Here is a 17,239-nt window from a genome sequence, read left to right as displayed (position 1 = left end):
CCTTCGTAATGGGCATCATCATCGGTATTGACATTGGTGGCACCACCACCAAAATCGTGGGTTACTCCGATGGCAGGATATTAAGTCCGATTCTGGTCAAAGCCACCGATCCCGTTGCATCGGTTTACGGCGCTTTTGGACGGTTTCTGAACGATAACGGTCTGAATCTGGCTGCTGTGGACAAGATCATGGTGACAGGCGTGGGCTCAACCTTCCTCAACGAACGTCTTTTGGGCGTGCCCACCGCAAAGGTTGACGAGTTTCTGGCCATCGGCATGGGCGGGCTTTTCCTAAGCGGCCTGGAGAAAGCCATCGTTGTCAGCATGGGGACCGGCACGGCCTTTGTTATGGCCGAGCATGACCGGGCTACCCACCTGGGCGGCACGGGCATTGGCGGAGGAACGCTTCTGGGCCTTTCCAACAGGATGCTGAATATCCGTAATTTTGCTGACATCATCAGAATGGCGGAAGGCGGCAGTCTGGACCATGTGGATCTGACCATAGGCGACATATCCAGGAACGGCGTGACCAATCTTTCGCACGATACCACAGCCTCCAATTTCGGGAAGATCAGCGATCTGGCAACGAAGGCCGATGTGGCCTTGGGGATCATCAACCTGGTGTTCCAGGCCATCGGTATGCTGGCGGTTTTTGCCACCAGGATGGAGCATGTCAGGGACGTGGTGCTGACAGGAAACCTGACCAATGTGCCCCAGGCAAAGGACGTATTCCACAAGCTTTCGGACCTGTTCAACGTGAATTTTATCATCCCGGAGAACGCGGAGTTTGCCACGGCTGTAGGGGCAGCGGCCATCTGCGCCAACAATGGCCAGGCCGAGGAGATCGGCTAGGCTTTGGCAGGGCTGATGCCCAATCCTCCGGTAGGCTCCGGATCCTGCATGTAAAGGCAACCCGGTTCTGACTGTCACACCCGAGCATACCATATTGTAAGGGATGTTTCAGCAGGGGCCGGGTTGTCCTGTCATTTCCGGGCATTCCTGCATCCGGATGGAAAACAAGTGATGGAGAGGTTTTGCTTGTTCTGCGCCCGGTTATCCAGTATAATGGGTATTAATCAAGTCAGACCTGTTACATGGACACATGGAGGCAGGATATCCTCTTTTGGGGAATAAGGTGAAGCATATGTTCAGATGGTTTGAGGAAGCCAAATCGATAGCCGAACGTGATCCGGCCGCGCGGGGCCCGTGGCAGGTCATCTTCCAGTATCCCGGCTACAAGGCCGTGAGATGGTACAGGATTGCCCACTGGTTTCATAAAAGGGGCATGTACTTCATTGCACGTGCCATATCTCAGCATGCCCGCCACAAGACGGGCATAGAAATCCATCCCGGGGCCAAGATCGGCAAGTGCCTGTTCATTGATCACGGGATGGGCGTCGTAATCGGCGAAACGGCCGAAATCGGGGACTACTGCACCATTTACCACGGCGTTACCCTGGGCGGAACAGGAAAAGACAAGGGAAAGAGGCATCCCACAATAGGGAATAATGTGCTTATAGGCGCAGGGGCCAAGATCCTGGGGCCCTTCACCGTGGGCGACAATGCCAAGATCGGCGCCAACGCCGTTGTGACCAGCGAGGTGGAACCCAACACCACTGTGGTGGGCGTACCTGGACGTGCCGTAAGGCGCGATGGAGAAAAAATCCGGCAGTCCTTTGAGCTGGATCAGATCCACCTGCCCGATCCCGTTTCCCAGGAGTTCTGCAGGCTCCGCAGTGAAATCGAGCGTTTGAAGAAAGAACTCAGGGAATATGAGAATATGCTCAATGAAATCAGAAAACATTCGGATAAACACTCCGACTGCGACAACGACAGCGATGCATAGCCCACATCATAGGGCGACCGGATGCGCTACAGGGCGCTGATATATGAGAATGAAAGGGGAGTTTTAAACTCCCCTTTTTGTGATAAATAAAAGTTAGTGCTACCATATGGAGGCGGAAATGTCAAAGCTACGCACAAAGTATGTATGCAGCGAATGCGGATATGAGAGCAGCGGCTGGCTGGGCAAATGCCCATCCTGCCTGAAATGGAACACCTTGCTGGAGGAAACGGCCGAACCGGAACAGGCTTCGGGCAGCAAGCGCGCATGGAAGGATCTGCCCCCGGCAGTGGCCCTGTCCGATGTGGATGCCGCCGAAGGGTTGCGGCTTGGCACCGGAAGCGCTGAACTGGATCGGGTCCTTGGCGGAGGAATTGTCCCGGCGTCCCTGATCCTGGTGGGCGGGGATCCGGGGATCGGCAAGTCCACCCTGATCCTCCAGGTGTGTTCAAGAATAGCCTCCGAGAAGCGGGTTCTCTACGTTTCCGGTGAAGAATCCGTCAGACAGATAAAGCTGCGGGCCGATCGCATCGGCCTGACCGGCGGCAGCCTCTACATGCTTTCCGAAACCTCCTTTGAAAAAATCGAGGCCGTATTGGAGCGGGATCAGCCCGAACTTGCGGTCATTGACTCCATACAGACCATGTACAGCGAGAAGCTGAACTCTGCCCCCGGCAGCGTGAGCCAGGTCCGGGAAGTGACCGGGGGCCTTCTGCGGGTTGCCAAAAAACTGGGTATCACGGTTTTCATCGTGGGCCATGTCACAAAGGAAGGGGCTATTGCAGGGCCCAGGGTTCTGGAACATATGGTGGACACGGTCCTCTACTTTGAAGGGGAGCGCCACCAGGATTATCGGATCCTGCGGGCTGTGAAAAACCGTTTCGGGTCCACCAATGAGATCGGCCTGTTTGAAATGGGAGAAAGAGGCCTGACCGATGTCTTGAACCCGTCCTCCATCATGCTGGAAGGACGGTCTGAAAACCAGCCCGGATCCGTGGTGGTCGGGCTTGTGGAAGGGACCCGGTCTGTGCTGGTGGAAGTGCAGGCGCTGGTTTGTCCTACCAGCTTCGGTATGCCGAGACGAATGGCCACCGGAATGGATTACAACAGGTTTGCCATGCTGATGGCGGTCCTGGAGAAGAAGGCCGGCATGCAGCTGCACAGCTTTGATGCCTACATGAACGTGGCAGGCGGGCTCAAGATAGAAGAGCCGGCAGCCGACCTGGGGGTTGTTGCGGCCATTGCCTCCAGCTTCAAGGGTAAGCCTGTGAGCCATGACACCGTTTTGTTCGGGGAAGTGGGCCTGACCGGGGAAGTCCGGGCTGTGGGTCACAGTGAAAAGCGCCTGTCGGAATGCGCCCGTCTGGGCTTCAGGCGGTGCGTCATGCCTGCCGGGAGCGCCAAATCGCTTCGCGACAGCCATGGCATGGAGATACTACCTGTCAACACCATAGATGAACTGCTGCAAATCCTCTTTTAAACTGGTGAATATCGCTGCCGGGAGGAGTTCATATGCTGGATCATGAAGCCCTCTCCATGATCAAGATGACGGCACCGGGCACCCTGCTGCGGGAAGGATTGGACAGCATCATCCGGGCAGGGAACGGGGCCCTGATCGTGGTGACCGATCCGGAAAAACTCACCTGCCTTATCGACGGCGGATTCCGAATCGACTGTGAGTTCAAGCCGGCCTATCTCTATGAACTCTCGAAGATGGACGGCGCCATCGTGCTGAACAAGGATGCCAGCAGGATTGTGATGGCCAATACCATGCTGATTCCGGATCCATTAATCCAGACCTCTGAAACGGGAACAAGGCACCGGGCTGCCGAAAGGACGGCCAGGCAAACCGGGGAACTGGTCATCTGCATCTCCGAAAGGCGGAGCACCATCTCCCTCTACAAGGGGGAACTGAAAGTGGTGTTGCGAAGCCCGTCCGAGATCATGACCTATGCCAGCAACGCGCTCCAGACCCTGGACAAGAACAGAAAGGTCCTGATGCAGGAGCTGGACAAGCTGACCAACCTGGAGTTCAGCGACATGTGCCGCTATACCGATGTGATCAATGTGATCATCTGTTGCGAGATCGCCATGCGCATCGCCGATGAGATCAGGACCTGCATCTGCGAGCTGGGGGTGGAAGGCCGCCTGATCAGCATCCAGCTGGAGGAACTGCTGACCAATATCGAGGATGAAGAACTTCTGATCCTGGAGGACTACATGGCGGAATGCTGTGGCCTTCAGCCCGTGGAGATGATTGAGAAGCTGCATCGGCTCAGTGAGGATGACCTGGCCAGGCATGAAGTGATTTTTTGCCTTTTGGGCTATGATCCTGCCGAGGTGCCCATGGACAGCCTGGTATCCCCGAGGGGCTTCAGGGCACTGAGCAAGATCGCCCGCCTTCCCAAGAATGTCCAGGGGAATATCATCTGTGCCTTCTCCAACCTGAAGGGCATCATTGCGGCCACGGTGGATCAGCTGGACCTGGTGGACGGCATCGGGGGTCAGAGGGCGCGCAGCATCAACCAGGGAATTAAGCGGTTCAAGGAAAGGCTGTGCCTGGATCCGGATCCGGAATGAATGCATCCGGGCCGGGCTGAACGACCGAAGGGTTACAGGCATCATACGGTTGCCATAAAGTAAATGGGAGGACATGGCAAGTCCTCCCATTTGTGATGATTTCCAGGTATTCGGGGGCAAGGGCTATCTCAGGCTGTATTTGCCAAGAAGCTGAAGTCTGTCCAGCTCCTTGATGATGATATCGTAAAGGTTCAGATCCAGCGTATTGCATATGGAAGTCAGGTAGAAAAGATGCCTGCCGATATCCTTTTCGAGGAGGTCGCGGCATGATTCGCAAAGGCGCCCTTCCACATGGGAATCCAATAACCCGTTGATATTTTCGAATTCCATGTCCTCGGGATATTCCTGTTTTTTGGCGTTGACCCTGATACACCCGCACTGGGTGACGGCCTTGGAGATGGTCCTGTTGATCCTGGCATTGGAATCCTCAAGCTTTGTCATGCCGTCCAATATGCTTTTATTACGGATCAACAGTTCCGAAACGGTGTATTGGAAGCTGTCCAATGCGGTATCTTTTATGTTTTTCAATCCGTGATCCCTCCTGCTTCATGAAATGGTCCCTGCGCCTCGGCACAGAAACGGTTCAGTATCGGCCGAGCTTTCTGCCTGCCTCCGGGATGTGGGCCCGGCGGCGCGGCACTCCCGTTTTTTGTATTTAATACCATGCAAGTCAATTATATTTATTGCAAAAAGTGTTTGTCAACGCACTTGACGTCGAAATTTTCATATGGTATCATTCACCTAAAATCAATATTGTGCCTTATCAAGAGTGGTGGAGGGATCGGGCCCAATGAAACCCGGCAACCGGCCTTAACGGCAATGGTGCTAATTCCCGCAGAATGGCAGCATTCTGGAAGATGAGGAGCTTTGGGAAGTCTCTTCATTGGAAGAGATTTTTTTATGGTAAGCCATGACCGCGCTGGCGCCGTGAGACTTTCCCCCGGCTCCGCAACTTGAAAGGAGGGCTTGATATGCCGATAAGAACACTTTTTACCTCCGAGTCGGTGACAGAGGGGCATCCCGACAAGATATGCGACAAGATCTCCGATGCGGTCCTGGATGCCATCATCGCTCAGGATCCCTATGCGCGCGTGGCCTGTGAAACCGCAGTTACCACAGGCTTGGTGCTGGTCATGGGTGAGATTACCACCAGCTGTTATGTGGATATTCCCCGTATCGTCCGGGAAACCATCCGGGAGATCGGTTATGATCGGGCTAAATATGGTTTTGACTGTGATACGTGTGCCGTGATCACCTCTATCGACGAGCAGTCGCCTGATATCGCCATGGGTGTCAACAAAGCCCTTGAAGCGAGAACCCAGGCCGATGAGGGCGAAAGCGGCGAGGCCATCGGTGCGGGTGACCAGGGGATGATGTTCGGCTTTGCCTGCAATGAAACCCCTGAACTCATGCCCATGCCCATCCTGCTTGCCCATAAGCTCACGCAGCAACTGGCTCTGGTCCGCAGGAACGGGACGCTGCCGTACCTTCGGCCTGACGGCAAAAGCCAGGTGACGGTGGAATACGTGGACGGCAAGCCGGTCAGGGTGGATGCGGTTGTCGTTTCTGCCCAGCATGGGCCGGAAGTTGAGCACGATCAAATCGAAAGGGATATCCTCGAGCATGTGATCCGCCCGGTCATTCCTGCACACATGCTGGACGAAAGGACCCGGTATTTCATCAATCCCACCGGCCGCTTTGTCGTAGGTGGCCCTCAGGGTGACTCCGGTCTTACGGGCAGGAAGATCATAGCGGATACCTACGGCGGCATGGGCCGGCACGGGGGAGGTGCCTTCTCCGGCAAGGACCCCACCAAGGTGGACCGTTCGGCCACCTATGCAGCCAGGTATGTGGCCAAAAACCTTGTTGCGGCCGGCATTGCAGACCGCTGTGAAGTCCAGCTCGCCTATGCCATCGGCGTGGCTCATCCGGTTTCCATCCATGTGGATACCTTTGGCACAGGCCGTATTCCCGACGAAAGGATCGTCGAACTCATCAGGAAGCATTTCGACCTGACACCTGCCGGCATCATCAGGATGCTGGACTTAAGGCGCCCCATCTTCAAAAAGACGGCTGCCTACGGTCATTTCGGAAGGGAAGACGAGGATTTCACCTGGGAGAAGACCGACAAGGCAGGCATACTGAGGCAGGAAGCAGGCCTTTAAGGCTGTGCGGCTGCCGGCTGAACAGCGGGATGAAAAAAGGGAGAGACCGTTCCGGTTTCTCCCTTGCTGTTTCCATAAAGGCTTATGCAAACGGGTTTTCCGATTTGTAGAGCATGCCACTGGGCTGGTTGAAGGAGATGTCCTCCACGCCCAGGTACCTGAAGAGGGCAAAGAGCGCCTTGCCGCAATGATCAAAGGCCACGGCGCCATGATGGGGGTATCTTTTTTCGATGAGGACGTGCCGGTAGAACCTGGCCATTTCCGGGATGGCGAAGATACCGATGCCGCCGAAGGATTTGGTAGGCACAGGCAGAACCTCGCCCTGGGCGATATAGGCGTGCAGGCTGGTGTCGGCCGCGCTCTGCAGCCTGAAGAACGTGATATTGCCGGGCGCAATGTCACCCTCCAGGGTGCCCCTGGTAAAATCGGGCTCACCCTTTTCAAGCAGCCGGTGCTGGATGAGCTGGTACTTGATGGCGCACCCCTTGCCCAGCTTGCAGAGCGGCGTGTTGCCGCAATGGAAGCCCATGAAGGTGTCGGACAGCTTATAGGGGTATTTGCCGGCAATGTTTTCCCTGTACAGGTCCTCGGGCACCGTGTTGTTGATGTCCAGCAGGGTAACCGCATCCCCTGTCACGCATGCGCCTATGTATTCGCTGAGCGCGCCATAGATGTCCACCTCGCAGGCCACCGGGAAATCCTTATCATTACAGTCCGCGGTACCTCTTTTCCGCCGGCGAAAGACATAGAAAATTCAGCCTGTTCGGCTGAGGAATAAAGCGTGCGGTTAAATGTCCCGGAGAGCATCGGGATTTCAGCTGATGATATCCACGATGAAGACCGTGGGATTTTGCTGGAGATCCAGCACATAGGGGTTGAGGATGGGTGGTCCGTCCTTCCTGGTGATAACCGAAACAACGGGCCGCATGGACAATAGACCCCTTCTTGAGGAAAGCACCCGGGCAATCTCGCCGGTGTTGAGCATCACGATGAGGTTCTCCGGATAAATGGCGATGTTGTTGATAAAGGTTTGCAGGATGTAGGGATCAAAGTGTTGCCCGGTCTGGGCCATCAGGTACTCCGCAGCCTCGTGGGGCATGCGCCGCTTGCGGTAGACCCGGTTGGCCGTGAGGGCATCGTAAACATCGGCGATGCTGATGATCCGCGCCATGCGATCGATGTCAAAGCTCTTAAGGCCGACGGGATAACCTGTGCCGTCCCACTTTTCATGGTGCTGGCAGATCACCTTGGGTATCCTGGCCGAAAGATTCGGTGTGTTTTTGGTGATCTCCATGCCGTAGATGGTGTGGTTCTTGATGATGAAGTATTCTTCATCCGTCAGTTTTCCGGGTTTGTTCAGTATCTCCAGGGGTATCCTGCATTTTCCGATATCGTGGAGAATGGCGGCAAAGGCCAGCTCCCTGATTTCATCGAGGGGCATATGCAGTGCTTTTGCCGTGATAACCGAATAGATGCAGACATCCACCGAATGGAGGAAGGTATAGTTGTCGATGTCCCGGATGCCGGTAAGGGCCATGAAAACGGTATCATCGTTCAGAATCTGCCGCACCAGTTCGTAAACGGTTTCCCTGAGCGCCTGGAGATCCAAAGGCTTTTCAAGCCGGGCATGCTCCATGACCGACTTGATATTGCAGAAAACATCCTCATAGATCAGTTCCTCATCGATTTGCCTGACAGGAACCAGTTCGTCTTCCACATAGACATGACTTACCTTATAGGCCTTAAGCCGCTGGATGTAACGGGGCTTTATGATAAACCCCTTAAGCAGCAGAATGCGGCCGTCGTTTGCGATCACGTCTTTGGCAAGTTTCATCCCCGGTTTTAAGCGAGAAATCGATATTTTCTGCATACAACTCCTCCGGCGCAAGGATCTGTTGCATAACATATATTTACCACCAAGCATATGATATAAAAGAAATTATCAATAACAATAAATTGTGTCATAGAATGTCGGATTTTGGAGGCCGTATGGAGATCCTGTCAATTGTCCTGCTCTCTGTCTTTGCGTTCTACGGGTTATTCGTCGCCATCATGGAATATTTAAAGGTACAGCCCGATGAGAACAAGGATGCCGGCTATAGAATCATCCTCGACATACCTGAAGATGCCGCGGAAAATCTGGAGGGTGTTATCCGGACGGCCTTTTCAGAGGAAATGCCCGATAAGCTCATGACCGATCGCAAGCTCTATGTGTCCACAAGCGGAAATAATGCGCAAATCAACCGTATCATCAGGGACATGCAGGCCATGTATCCCATTGAAGTGTTGCCCCGGATCGACAGGTGTTGTATCATTACTGGTAGCAACTTATATACCGATGGTTAAGCCAAGACGGGTGGATGATGGAACAGGTTTCGGGCATCGTCAGGTCCATAATCTATACAAACGAAAACAACGGTTATACAGTATGTGAGATCAGGGACGGAAAACGGGTCCATATCCTGGTTGGAACCATGCCCATGCTCATGCCCGGCGAGTCTGTGGTCGCAACAGGCGAATGGACCCGGCATCCGGACTATGGTCCGCAGTTTGCCGTTTCCCAATGCAAAAGGCAGGTTCCCACCGAACTGGAGGAAATGGAGCGCTATCTGGCCAGCGGCTTTATCAAGGGGCTTGGGCCTTCCACCGCGAAAAAAATCGTGGAGAGGTTCGGGGAGGAAACCTTCGAGGTTTTGCAGAACGATCCCCTGCGGCTGACCGAGATCAAGGGCATAAAGCCGGAAAAGGCTCTGGCCTTTGGACAAGCCTTCGCGGAACATGAGGCCATGCGCGGCGTGGTCATGCTGGCCCAGAGATTCGGGCTTTCCTCCCTGTACGCGACGAAAATATGGAAGAAGTTTGGTGCTTCCGCCGAAACGGAGATTCAGAAAAATCCCTATCGCCTCATGGATTCCGATATCGGGCTGGGCTTTAAGACATGCGACAGCATTGCCCTGGGCCTGGGGATTGATCCCTGCTCCGAATTCCGCCTGAAAAGCGCCCTGTGGTATCTGCTGGGCCTTTCCGCCCTCAACGGGCATACCTATTGTCCCAGGGAAGAGCTGTTAAGGGAAGCCCAAAAACTGACCGGTGCGCCCGAATCCCTGATGCAAAACGCATTTGACGGACTATTGCTGGAGTCGGCCATCCATGTGGAAAGGCAGCATCCCGACAGGGTTTACACCCATTATCTGTTTGAGGCCGAAAGATATTGCGCCAGAAGACTCATCGCCCTGCGGTGCAGCATCGGGGACAGTCCGGTCAGGGATATCCGGGGATGGCTGGCGGATTACGAGAACAGGCACCGCATCATCCTGGATGAGAACCAGAAGGCGGCAGTAATGATTGCCCTTGAGAACGGCGTCACTGTCATAACGGGTGGACCGGGGACCGGAAAGACCACTATTATCAAGGTTCTCATCGAGATCTTTCAGGAACACGGGATCAATGTTCTGCTCTGTGCTCCCACAGGGCGTGCCGCAAAAAGGATAAGCGAAACTTCCGGATATGAAGCGAAAACCGTGCATCGCCTCCTGGAAGTGGCGTATGAGATCGGACAGGACGATCAGGTCTGCTTCTCGCGTAATGAAGAGAATCCCCTGGATGCCGATGCCATCATCATGGACGAGGCTTCCATGATCGATATCGTGATCATGAGTTCGCTGCTGAAAGCCCTGAAACCTGGCACCAGGCTGATACTGGTGGGGGATGCGGATCAGCTGCCGTCGGTGGGGCCGGGAAAGGTTTTGTCCGATATCATCGAGAGCGGGGAGATACCGGTTGTCAAACTGGACAGGATCTTCAGGCAGTCCGAGGAAAGCATGATCATCGTCAATGCCCACCGGATCAACCGGGGCCTGGAGCCCATTTTCAGCACGGATGAGGGCGATTTTTACTTCATCCCCAGGCTGAATGCCCAGGAGGCGGTCAAAACCGTCGTTGAGCTTTGCGTTTCCCATATCCCTGAAAGGTTCGGCTTTGATTTTATGAGAGATATCCAGGTGCTTACACCCATGCGTAAGGGGGATACCGGCGTTCATCATCTCAACGCCATGCTGCAGCAGCGGCTCAACCCGCCCCACGAAAACAAGCCGGAAAAGCAGGCGGGCGGCGTGATCTACCGCGTCGGGGACCGGGTCATGCAGATCAGGAACGACTACAACAAGGTGTGGATGCAACTGGACCGGCAGGGCAACCTGAGCGACGGATTGGGCGTCTATAACGGCGATACCGGCGTTATTGCCGATGTGGATATGCAAAACCGGATCCTCACCGTCAAATATGACGATCAGCGGATCTGTGAGTATACCTTTGACGAACTGGACAACCTGGAGCATGCCTATGCAGTGACTGTCCACAAGAGCCAGGGCAGTGAGTTCCCTGCCGTGGTAATACCGTTGCTGAAGGTTCCTCCCGTGCTGGTTTACCGAAACCTTCTGTATACCGCCATCACCAGGGCAAAAAAGCTGGTGGTGATCGTGGGGGACCCTGAAGTGCTTCGGCGGATGGTCGAAAACAGCAATGAAAGGGAACGTTATTCCGGGTTAAAGGAGAGATTGTGTGCCCAGAACCGGTTTGCTTGACGGGCCGGGTTTTTGGGAGCGGCTCTTAAGGCTGCTCTATCCGGAAAAATGCGTTTTTTGCGGGACCATACTCCCGGAAACCGCAAAAATCAGTACCTGCAAGGTCTGCCATGCCACGCTGCCCAGGTATGGCAGAGGGTTTGAGCGGGCTCCCCATATCCCGTGGGTCAACGGCCTGTTTGCCGCCTTCGTGTATGAGGACATGGTGGAGCAGGCCATCCATGCCATGAAGTTTTTTGGCAGGCCCAGAACGGCGCATACGCTCGCTTTTCTGATGTGGGAGGAAATGGGCAGGCATCCCATGACGCCCGATTGTGATCTCATTGTTCCGGTGCCCATGCACCGACGAAAACAGCTCAGCCGGGGCTACAACCAGTCCGGGATAATTGGGCAGGCCCTGGGAGAAATGCTGGATATCCCTGTGGAACACGCGCTAATTAAGACCAGGCATACCAAGCCCCAAAGCCTGTCGACCAGGGAAGAGCGGCTGACGAACCTGGAGGACGCGTTTCGTGTCGCCGACCCTACGGTTGTGGCCGGGCGCAGCATCCTTCTGGTGGATGATGTGGCCACCACGGGAGCCACCCTTGGCGCCTGCGCCAGGGCCCTGCGCGAGGCCGGTGCCTCATGGATTTTTGCAGCCGTTATAGCCATTGCGGGAAAATGACGATATAATTAATAAATAGTAGAATCTGTTTAATCCGATGAAGAAGTCCCAGGCCTGGGAAACCGGATGGGCATGGTTGGGCGTTATGATTTTTTATGAATAAAAGGGGTGGGGATCGATGCCTGAGTTGAGAAACTGCAAAAGATGCAAGAGAATCTTTATGTATGCCATGGGACCGCAGATCTGCGAGGTCTGCAAGAAGCAGGAAGAAGAGGATTTTGAGAAGGTGCGCAAATTCCTGCGCGAATATCCCGGTGCCACCATACAGGAGGTTTCCGCGGCAACCGAAGTCAGCGCCCAACTGATTTACAAATTCCTCAGGGAGGGGCGTCTTGAGGTGTCGGAGGACAGCCCCATTGCGCTCCTTTGCGAAAACTGCGGCGTCAGGATAACCAGCGGCAGGTTCTGCATCAATTGCTCAAGAAAACTGGCCAACGAAATGATCGCTACCGGGAAAACCCTCAGGGATGCCATCGAACGGAAAAGGGGCGGAGCTGACGACGAGGAATCGCGCGGTCTGCGGTATCTTGACGAGTATCGGCGCGACAGAAACCGGTAATTTTTAAAATGTGGTTAAGTTAAAATATGACCGTGACGATATAGAATAAGGCGGGAGCCTGATCCCGTTTCCCTTCTACAAAAGATTAGTCTGCTGGATTTAGCAAATGCGGTATGAATAGGAAGAGGGGTAAACATGAAGATTTGGGGTGACGTGCCCAAAATTACCGGTATTTATGGTAATACCGGCGCAACTGAAAAGCTGTCAAAAAGCCATGCTGTGGCATCCAAAAAGGATCAGCTCACCCTGTCGGGTCCTGCCAGGGATTTTTCCGTTGCCATGAAAGCCCTGAGGGATGTTCCGGATATCCGGAAGGATAAGGTTGACGCGATACTGGAAAGGATCAACAGGGGCGAATATGCTGTATCAGCCAAGGATGTCGCCGCCAAGATAACGGAACTCATGATGAGGGGGTTCTGACAGAAACCCCGCATCAAAAGGAAGGAAAGGAATGTGGAGCTTTGCGTTATCCCATTCTTTTTTTTTGCCGATAAACAGTTTGAAGGTGTACTTTAGGCAAATTGGAGTGACAGTCGATGCCGGATGTCAAGCTGACCGAAAACCTGATGAAAGCGCTTCAGTATGAATGGCGCATCTATCAAGAGCTTCTGAAACTGGCCGAGAAAAAAACCGATGTCCTGGTCAGGCATGACACTGCCCAGTTGTCGGCTCTCACAGAGGAAGAAGGCAAACTGGCAGAGCAAAGCAAACAACTGGCCAGAGTGCGCGAGCAATATGCCGCAAAGCTCAACGAGGCTCTCGGGCTCGCTGCCAATGCTTCCCTGGAGGAGGCTGAAAAGCTTCTGTCCGAGCCGCAGGCGGCGCAGCTTGCCGATATCAGGGCCAGGCTGAAGGAAACCGTGATGCAGCTGATGCTCCGGAACGGCATCAACCAGAAGCTCATAGAAAATGCGCTGGAATATATCAATTTTAACCTGGAACTGATGGCGGGTCCGGCACCCGAAGCATCGGTTTACGGCAAGTCCGGTACGGAAATATCGACCGGCGGGAAAAGAAGCATGCTGGATATCCGGTATTAGGAGGTGACGCAGGGTGATTCCTGGATTAAATTATGCCGTATCAGGCTTATCAGCGAACCAGAGGGCCCTTGAGGTAACCGGTCACAATGTTTCCAACCTGGGAACCGCAGGCTTTGCCCGCCAGGGGGTTATCATGGCGACTGCCCTTCCGCACGTTTACGGCAACTGGAAAGTGGAAATGGGCGTGAGCATCCAGCAGATCCGCCAGATCCGGCACCTGTTCCTGGATAATATCTATAGGGTTGAAACCAATGCCCAGGGGTATTGGGAAGCCAGAAGCACGGCCCTCAACGATCTGCAGGCCATTCTGGCTGAACCTATGGCCGAAGGGCTTCAGAGCGCGCTGAACCGGTTTTGGGATGGCTGGCAGGAACTTTCCAAAGCTCCTGAGAGCCTGACCATCCGTGCCCTGCTCAAGCAAAGGGCCGATGCTCTGGTCGATTGCATCAACCATATCGGCGCCCAGCTCAACAAGCTGCAGAAGGATCTGAACAATGAGATAAAGCTTCGAATCGATGAAGTGAATGAGATCACACAAAAAATTGCCGATCTCAACATCAAGATCATGAGCGCCGAAGCGGCGGGAAATACGCCCAACGACTACTATGATGAAAGAAATGCCCTGGTGGACAGGCTTTCCACCCTTGTAAAAGCAGAGACTTATCTTGGCCCTGAAGGCAATATGGATATCATGGTGGGAGGTTATTACCTTGTCAGCAAGGGAAAACAGACAAGGATTTACGCTCAGCCCAGCGATGATCTTTCCCAGTTCTATACCCCCATGGTGGAGGGCTTTGATGTGGAGATCCATCTGGGGCAGGGGCTGATTCAGGGCCTGCTGGAAGCCAGGGGGCAGGTCAGCGGCGCCAAGGGAAGCTATGACAACGGCACGCCCAACACCACGGCGGATGTTACCATTGTCGTGGACATAGCGAACAATACTACGGACGACTACCGTACCAAGCTTCAGAATAATATTCGGGAATTGGCCGAGGATCTCAGAAAACGGGGATTGGACTATAATCTCCGGCTCATGGTCATCGGTGTAGATGGCGCCACTGAATTCGAAAGCGTGAATTTCGGCAGAGATGTGGACGCTCTTATCAACAAGATTACATCCAGCGTTCCTGTGACTGTTGAATATACCTATGATTTCGGGGATGTTATCGACAAGGCCGGAGAGGCAATCTCCACGCTGAATCCGGAGGTCAACAGGTATCTTCTGATGTTTACCGGCGACAGCCTGAACGGGGATGGTTCGACGGCAAGCAGCGATGATATCAAGACCTATCAGGAAAAGCTCAATGCCCATGGCTTTACCCTGTCGGTAGCTACCAAAACGGATAACTATAGCGGTTCCGACGATACCGGTGAAAGTGGCTGGGATGCCCTTACCGGACGCCTTTATGACATTACAAGCACCGGCTATGTGGACTTGATGAGAGCCATCAGCAAGGGCATCAATGATGACGTCAACATGAAGATTTCCACCATACCCGAGGATCTGAACATTATCTCCTCGGTGAAGAAGCAGCTGAACGCCCTTATCAACATTATGGCCCGCGAGATCAATTACATCCATCAGTCGGGAAAAACCCTGAATGGTGCTGACGGCGGCCTGTTCTTTGAGCCGGTGAACGATGAATTGCCCATAGAAATGGGCAATCTGATGGTTGCAGGCAGCCTGAATGACTTTAACAATATTGTGGCCTCTGCCATCGATGCCAACGGCGACAACACCCTGGCCCTCAGGATTGCAGGGCTGAGAAATGCCAACCTGATGACGGGCAATGGCAAGGTGCTGAGCCTGGATACCTATTACCAGAACATCATCATGGATGTGGGCAATAAGGGTCAGGAGGCTGCCAACATGCTGGAAAGCCAAAAGAAGCTGGTTCAGCAGGCTGATCAGCTCAGGCAGTCCATTATGGGTGTCTCCCTGGATGAGGAGATGACCAATATGATCAAGTTCAAGTATGCCTATAACGCCAATTCGAAAATCATAAACGTGATCGACAGCATGCTGGAAACCCTCATCTATCGCCTGGGTCTGGCCGGCAGATGATTGATCGCTGAAACGCTCCGTTAAAGGGAGGAGAATGCGCTTATGAGCAATTCCGCGTTTCTGGGAATGGAAATCGCCCTGAGGGGACTCTATTCATCACAGAGGGGTATGGCTACCGTAAGCCATAACGTGGATAATACCAATACGCCGGGATATTCCAGGCAGGTCGTCAACCAGAAGGCGGCCCGCCCCATGCTGATGGCCGGAAGGGTCGGTATGGTGGGCATGGGTTCCGACGTGGTCTCGGTGGACCGGATCCGGGATACCTACCTGGACGAGAAATACTGGGGCGAAATCCAGCATTTTGGCGAGTGGTATGTGAAGCACACCATCCTGCTTGATTTGCAGGCCATATACAACGAGCCGTCGGACAGCGGCTTCTCCAAGATCATCAGCGATTTCTATGATGCGCTGCAGCAGTTGTCCACCGATCCTTCAAGCCACAGCATCCGGAATGCGGTGAAGGAGAAGGGTATTGCGGTGGCCAAATACTTCAACAGCGTGGCCGCCCATTTTGACCACCTCCAGGAGGATCTGAACAACATGGTCTACGCCAAGGTGGAGGAGATCAATACCCTGGCCGATCAGATCCAGAAGCTGAATATGCAGATCTACAATTTTGAGGTCATGGGCTACACGGCCAATGATCTCAGGGATCAGCGCACCTATCTTGTGGACAAGCTGGCTCAACTGGTTAACTGTGACGCCTATGAGGTGGAAACCGGTTATACGCTGCCCAACGGCATGCCGGAGAAACGTTTTGTCGTGGCAATCAGCGGCAAGGCCCTGGTGGATCATGGAAGCGTTGTCCATCTCAAGTGCGTTACCCGTGAAGAAAAACTGAATTTTGAGGATATTGACAACCTCTATGAGGTTGTCTGGGAGGACGGCAACAAGCTCAAAATCAAGTCCGGCGAGCTTAAGGGCTACCTGGACATGAGGGATGGCAACGACGGGTTGCCTGCGCTGAACGGCAGCGGCAACAGCCCGAGCTGCATGGGCATCCCCTACTACCAGCGCAAGATGAACGAGTTTGTCCAGGTCTTTGCCCGCGCATTCAATGAAGGGATAATAGACATTGACGGTGATGGCGTTCTGAATGATGCAGATGGCCATGTGGACGGGTATACCCTGTCCGGAGCTCCGGCCGGTCGCTTCTTCACCATGCTGGATGATGAAGGCAAGCCCATGAGCAGCGATCAATTTGAATCAGAGGTATATAAGTATGCGGAGGCCAAAGGGGTTACTGCGTCGAATTTTGATAAGCTGGTCGCCGGATACGGGATCCTCACCGCCAGGAACTTCTCCATCAGTTTTGAGATTGACTCTGATCCGGTGGAGAATATTGCGGCCTCAGATCAAGCCGGAGAGATCGGGAACAATAACAATTTGCTCAAGCTCATTGAGATGCGGCACAATACCCATATGTTCATGGAAGGTACCGGCGAGGACTTCATCAAAACCCTCATATCCACCATGGGCGTGGACGGACAGCAGGCTTCCATCTACCTGGGCATCCAGGAGGGCGTAGTAAAGCAGATTGAGGGCAGAAGGCAATCCATATCCGGTGTTTCCCTGAACGAGGAAATGGTTAACCTGGTCAAGTACCAGCAGGTCTATGGGGCGGCTGCCAAGATGATCCAGGCTTATTCGGAAGTTCTGGACATCCTGATCAACCGGCTGGGCGTATAGAGCGCCATGCAATCGCTCAAAGAACGGTATTCCGGGAGGTAGGGTT

The 17,239-nt window shown here is 53.9% G+C and carries 15 protein-coding genes, 1 pseudogene and 1 riboswitch; of the genes and pseudogenes, 13 read left to right on the top strand and 3 right to left on the bottom strand.

Annotated features, from left to right (window positions below; genetic code table 11):
* The first annotated feature begins 8 nt into the window (after nt 1-8).
* From coaW to disA, 4 genes are all read left to right on the top strand, one after another.
* Nucleotides 9-851 carry a type II pantothenate kinase gene (coaW, locus tag F3H12_RS04890; protein ID WP_149678243.1) on the top strand — a complete coding sequence of 281 codons (843 nt, stop codon included), beginning with the start codon at nt 9-11 and terminating at the stop codon, nt 849-851.
* Between the two features lie 292 nt (nt 852-1,143).
* Nucleotides 1,144-1,845: a serine O-acetyltransferase gene (cysE, locus tag F3H12_RS04885; protein WP_149678268.1), complete on the top strand. Its 702-nt coding sequence runs from the start codon at nt 1,144-1,146 to the stop codon at nt 1,843-1,845.
* A gap of 118 nt (nt 1,846-1,963) precedes the next feature.
* Nucleotides 1,964-3,322: a DNA repair protein RadA gene (gene radA, locus F3H12_RS04880; protein ID WP_149678242.1), complete on the top strand. Its 1,359-nt coding sequence runs from the start codon at nt 1,964-1,966 to the stop codon at nt 3,320-3,322.
* 32 nt (nt 3,323-3,354) lie between these two features.
* On the top strand, nt 3,355-4,422 hold the full coding sequence (gene disA, locus F3H12_RS04875) for a DNA integrity scanning diadenylate cyclase DisA (RefSeq protein ID WP_149678241.1): 1,068 nt from the start codon (nt 3,355-3,357) through the stop codon (nt 4,420-4,422).
* A 123-nt stretch (nt 4,423-4,545) separates the two neighbouring features.
* Here disA and F3H12_RS04870 read toward each other — a convergent pair whose 3' ends face one another.
* On the bottom strand, nt 4,546-4,941 hold the full coding sequence (locus F3H12_RS04870) for a nucleoside triphosphate pyrophosphohydrolase family protein (protein ID WP_149678267.1): 396 nt from the start codon (nt 4,939-4,941) through the stop codon (nt 4,546-4,548).
* A 238-nt stretch (nt 4,942-5,179) separates the two neighbouring features.
* Nucleotides 5,180-5,286, top strand: a riboswitch (SAM riboswitch).
* Nucleotides 5,287-5,393: 107 nt separating this feature from the next.
* Here F3H12_RS04870 and metK point away from each other — a divergent pair.
* Nucleotides 5,394-6,587, top strand: a complete 1,194-nt coding sequence (gene metK / locus F3H12_RS04865; RefSeq protein ID WP_149678240.1) for a methionine adenosyltransferase — start codon at nt 5,394-5,396, stop codon at nt 6,585-6,587.
* A gap of 82 nt (nt 6,588-6,669) precedes the next feature.
* Here metK and F3H12_RS04860 read toward each other — a convergent pair.
* Together F3H12_RS04860 and F3H12_RS04855 are read right to left on the bottom strand one after the other, a co-directional pair.
* Nucleotides 6,670-7,290 (bottom strand): annotated as a pseudogene (locus tag F3H12_RS04860) (fucose isomerase); the annotation flags it as partial.
* Between the two features lie 111 nt (nt 7,291-7,401).
* Nucleotides 7,402-8,457 carry an HD-GYP domain-containing protein gene (locus F3H12_RS04855; RefSeq protein ID WP_149678238.1) on the bottom strand — a complete coding sequence of 352 codons (1,056 nt, stop codon included), beginning with the start codon at nt 8,455-8,457 and terminating at the stop codon, nt 7,402-7,404.
* A 119-nt stretch (nt 8,458-8,576) separates the two neighbouring features.
* On the opposite strand from F3H12_RS04855, the gene F3H12_RS04850 reads away from it, so the two are divergent.
* The 8 genes from F3H12_RS04850 to flgK (F3H12_RS04815) all read left to right on the top strand — a co-directional run bounded on the left by F3H12_RS04850 (nt 8,577) and on the right by flgK (F3H12_RS04815) (nt 17,193).
* Nucleotides 8,577-8,933, top strand: a complete 357-nt coding sequence (locus F3H12_RS04850; protein ID WP_149678237.1) for a hypothetical protein — start codon at nt 8,577-8,579, stop codon at nt 8,931-8,933.
* Between the two features lie 14 nt (nt 8,934-8,947).
* On the top strand, nt 8,948-11,170 hold the full coding sequence (recD2, locus tag F3H12_RS04845) for an SF1B family DNA helicase RecD2 (protein ID WP_243133197.1): 2,223 nt from the start codon (nt 8,948-8,950) through the stop codon (nt 11,168-11,170).
* Nucleotides 11,148-11,837, top strand: coding sequence for a ComF family protein (locus F3H12_RS04840; RefSeq protein WP_149678236.1), 690 nt, complete (start codon nt 11,148-11,150; stop codon nt 11,835-11,837). The genes recD2 and F3H12_RS04840 overlap by 23 nt, the downstream gene beginning before the upstream one ends.
* A gap of 118 nt (nt 11,838-11,955) precedes the next feature.
* Complete coding sequence (locus F3H12_RS04835; RefSeq protein WP_149678235.1) at nt 11,956-12,396, top strand: TIGR03826 family flagellar region protein; 441 nt, start codon at nt 11,956-11,958, stop codon at nt 12,394-12,396.
* Nucleotides 12,397-12,531: 135 nt separating this feature from the next.
* Nucleotides 12,532-12,816, top strand: a complete 285-nt coding sequence (flgM, locus tag F3H12_RS04830; RefSeq protein WP_149678234.1) for a flagellar biosynthesis anti-sigma factor FlgM — start codon at nt 12,532-12,534, stop codon at nt 12,814-12,816.
* A gap of 116 nt (nt 12,817-12,932) precedes the next feature.
* A complete protein-coding gene (locus tag F3H12_RS04825; RefSeq protein ID WP_149678233.1) occupies nt 12,933-13,436 on the top strand; it encodes a flagellar protein FlgN in 504 nt (167 codons plus the stop codon).
* Nucleotides 13,437-13,449: 13 nt separating this feature from the next.
* On the top strand, nt 13,450-15,501 hold the full coding sequence (flgK, locus tag F3H12_RS04820; RefSeq protein ID WP_149678232.1) for a flagellar hook-associated protein FlgK: 2,052 nt from the start codon (nt 13,450-13,452) through the stop codon (nt 15,499-15,501).
* Nucleotides 15,502-15,543: 42 nt separating this feature from the next.
* Nucleotides 15,544-17,193 carry a flagellar hook-associated protein FlgK gene (flgK, locus tag F3H12_RS04815; RefSeq protein WP_149678231.1) on the top strand — a complete coding sequence of 550 codons (1,650 nt, stop codon included), beginning with the start codon at nt 15,544-15,546 and terminating at the stop codon, nt 17,191-17,193.
* The last annotated feature ends 46 nt before the right edge of the window (nt 17,194-17,239 follow it).

Source organism: Thermoclostridium caenicola (genome assembly GCF_900142095.1).
Lineage (GTDB): Bacteria > Bacillota > Clostridia > DSM-8532 > DSM-8532 > Thermoclostridium_A > Thermoclostridium_A caenicola.
Note: the sequence above shows the minus strand (reverse complement) of the source record. Positions and strands in the feature narration are given on the sequence as shown.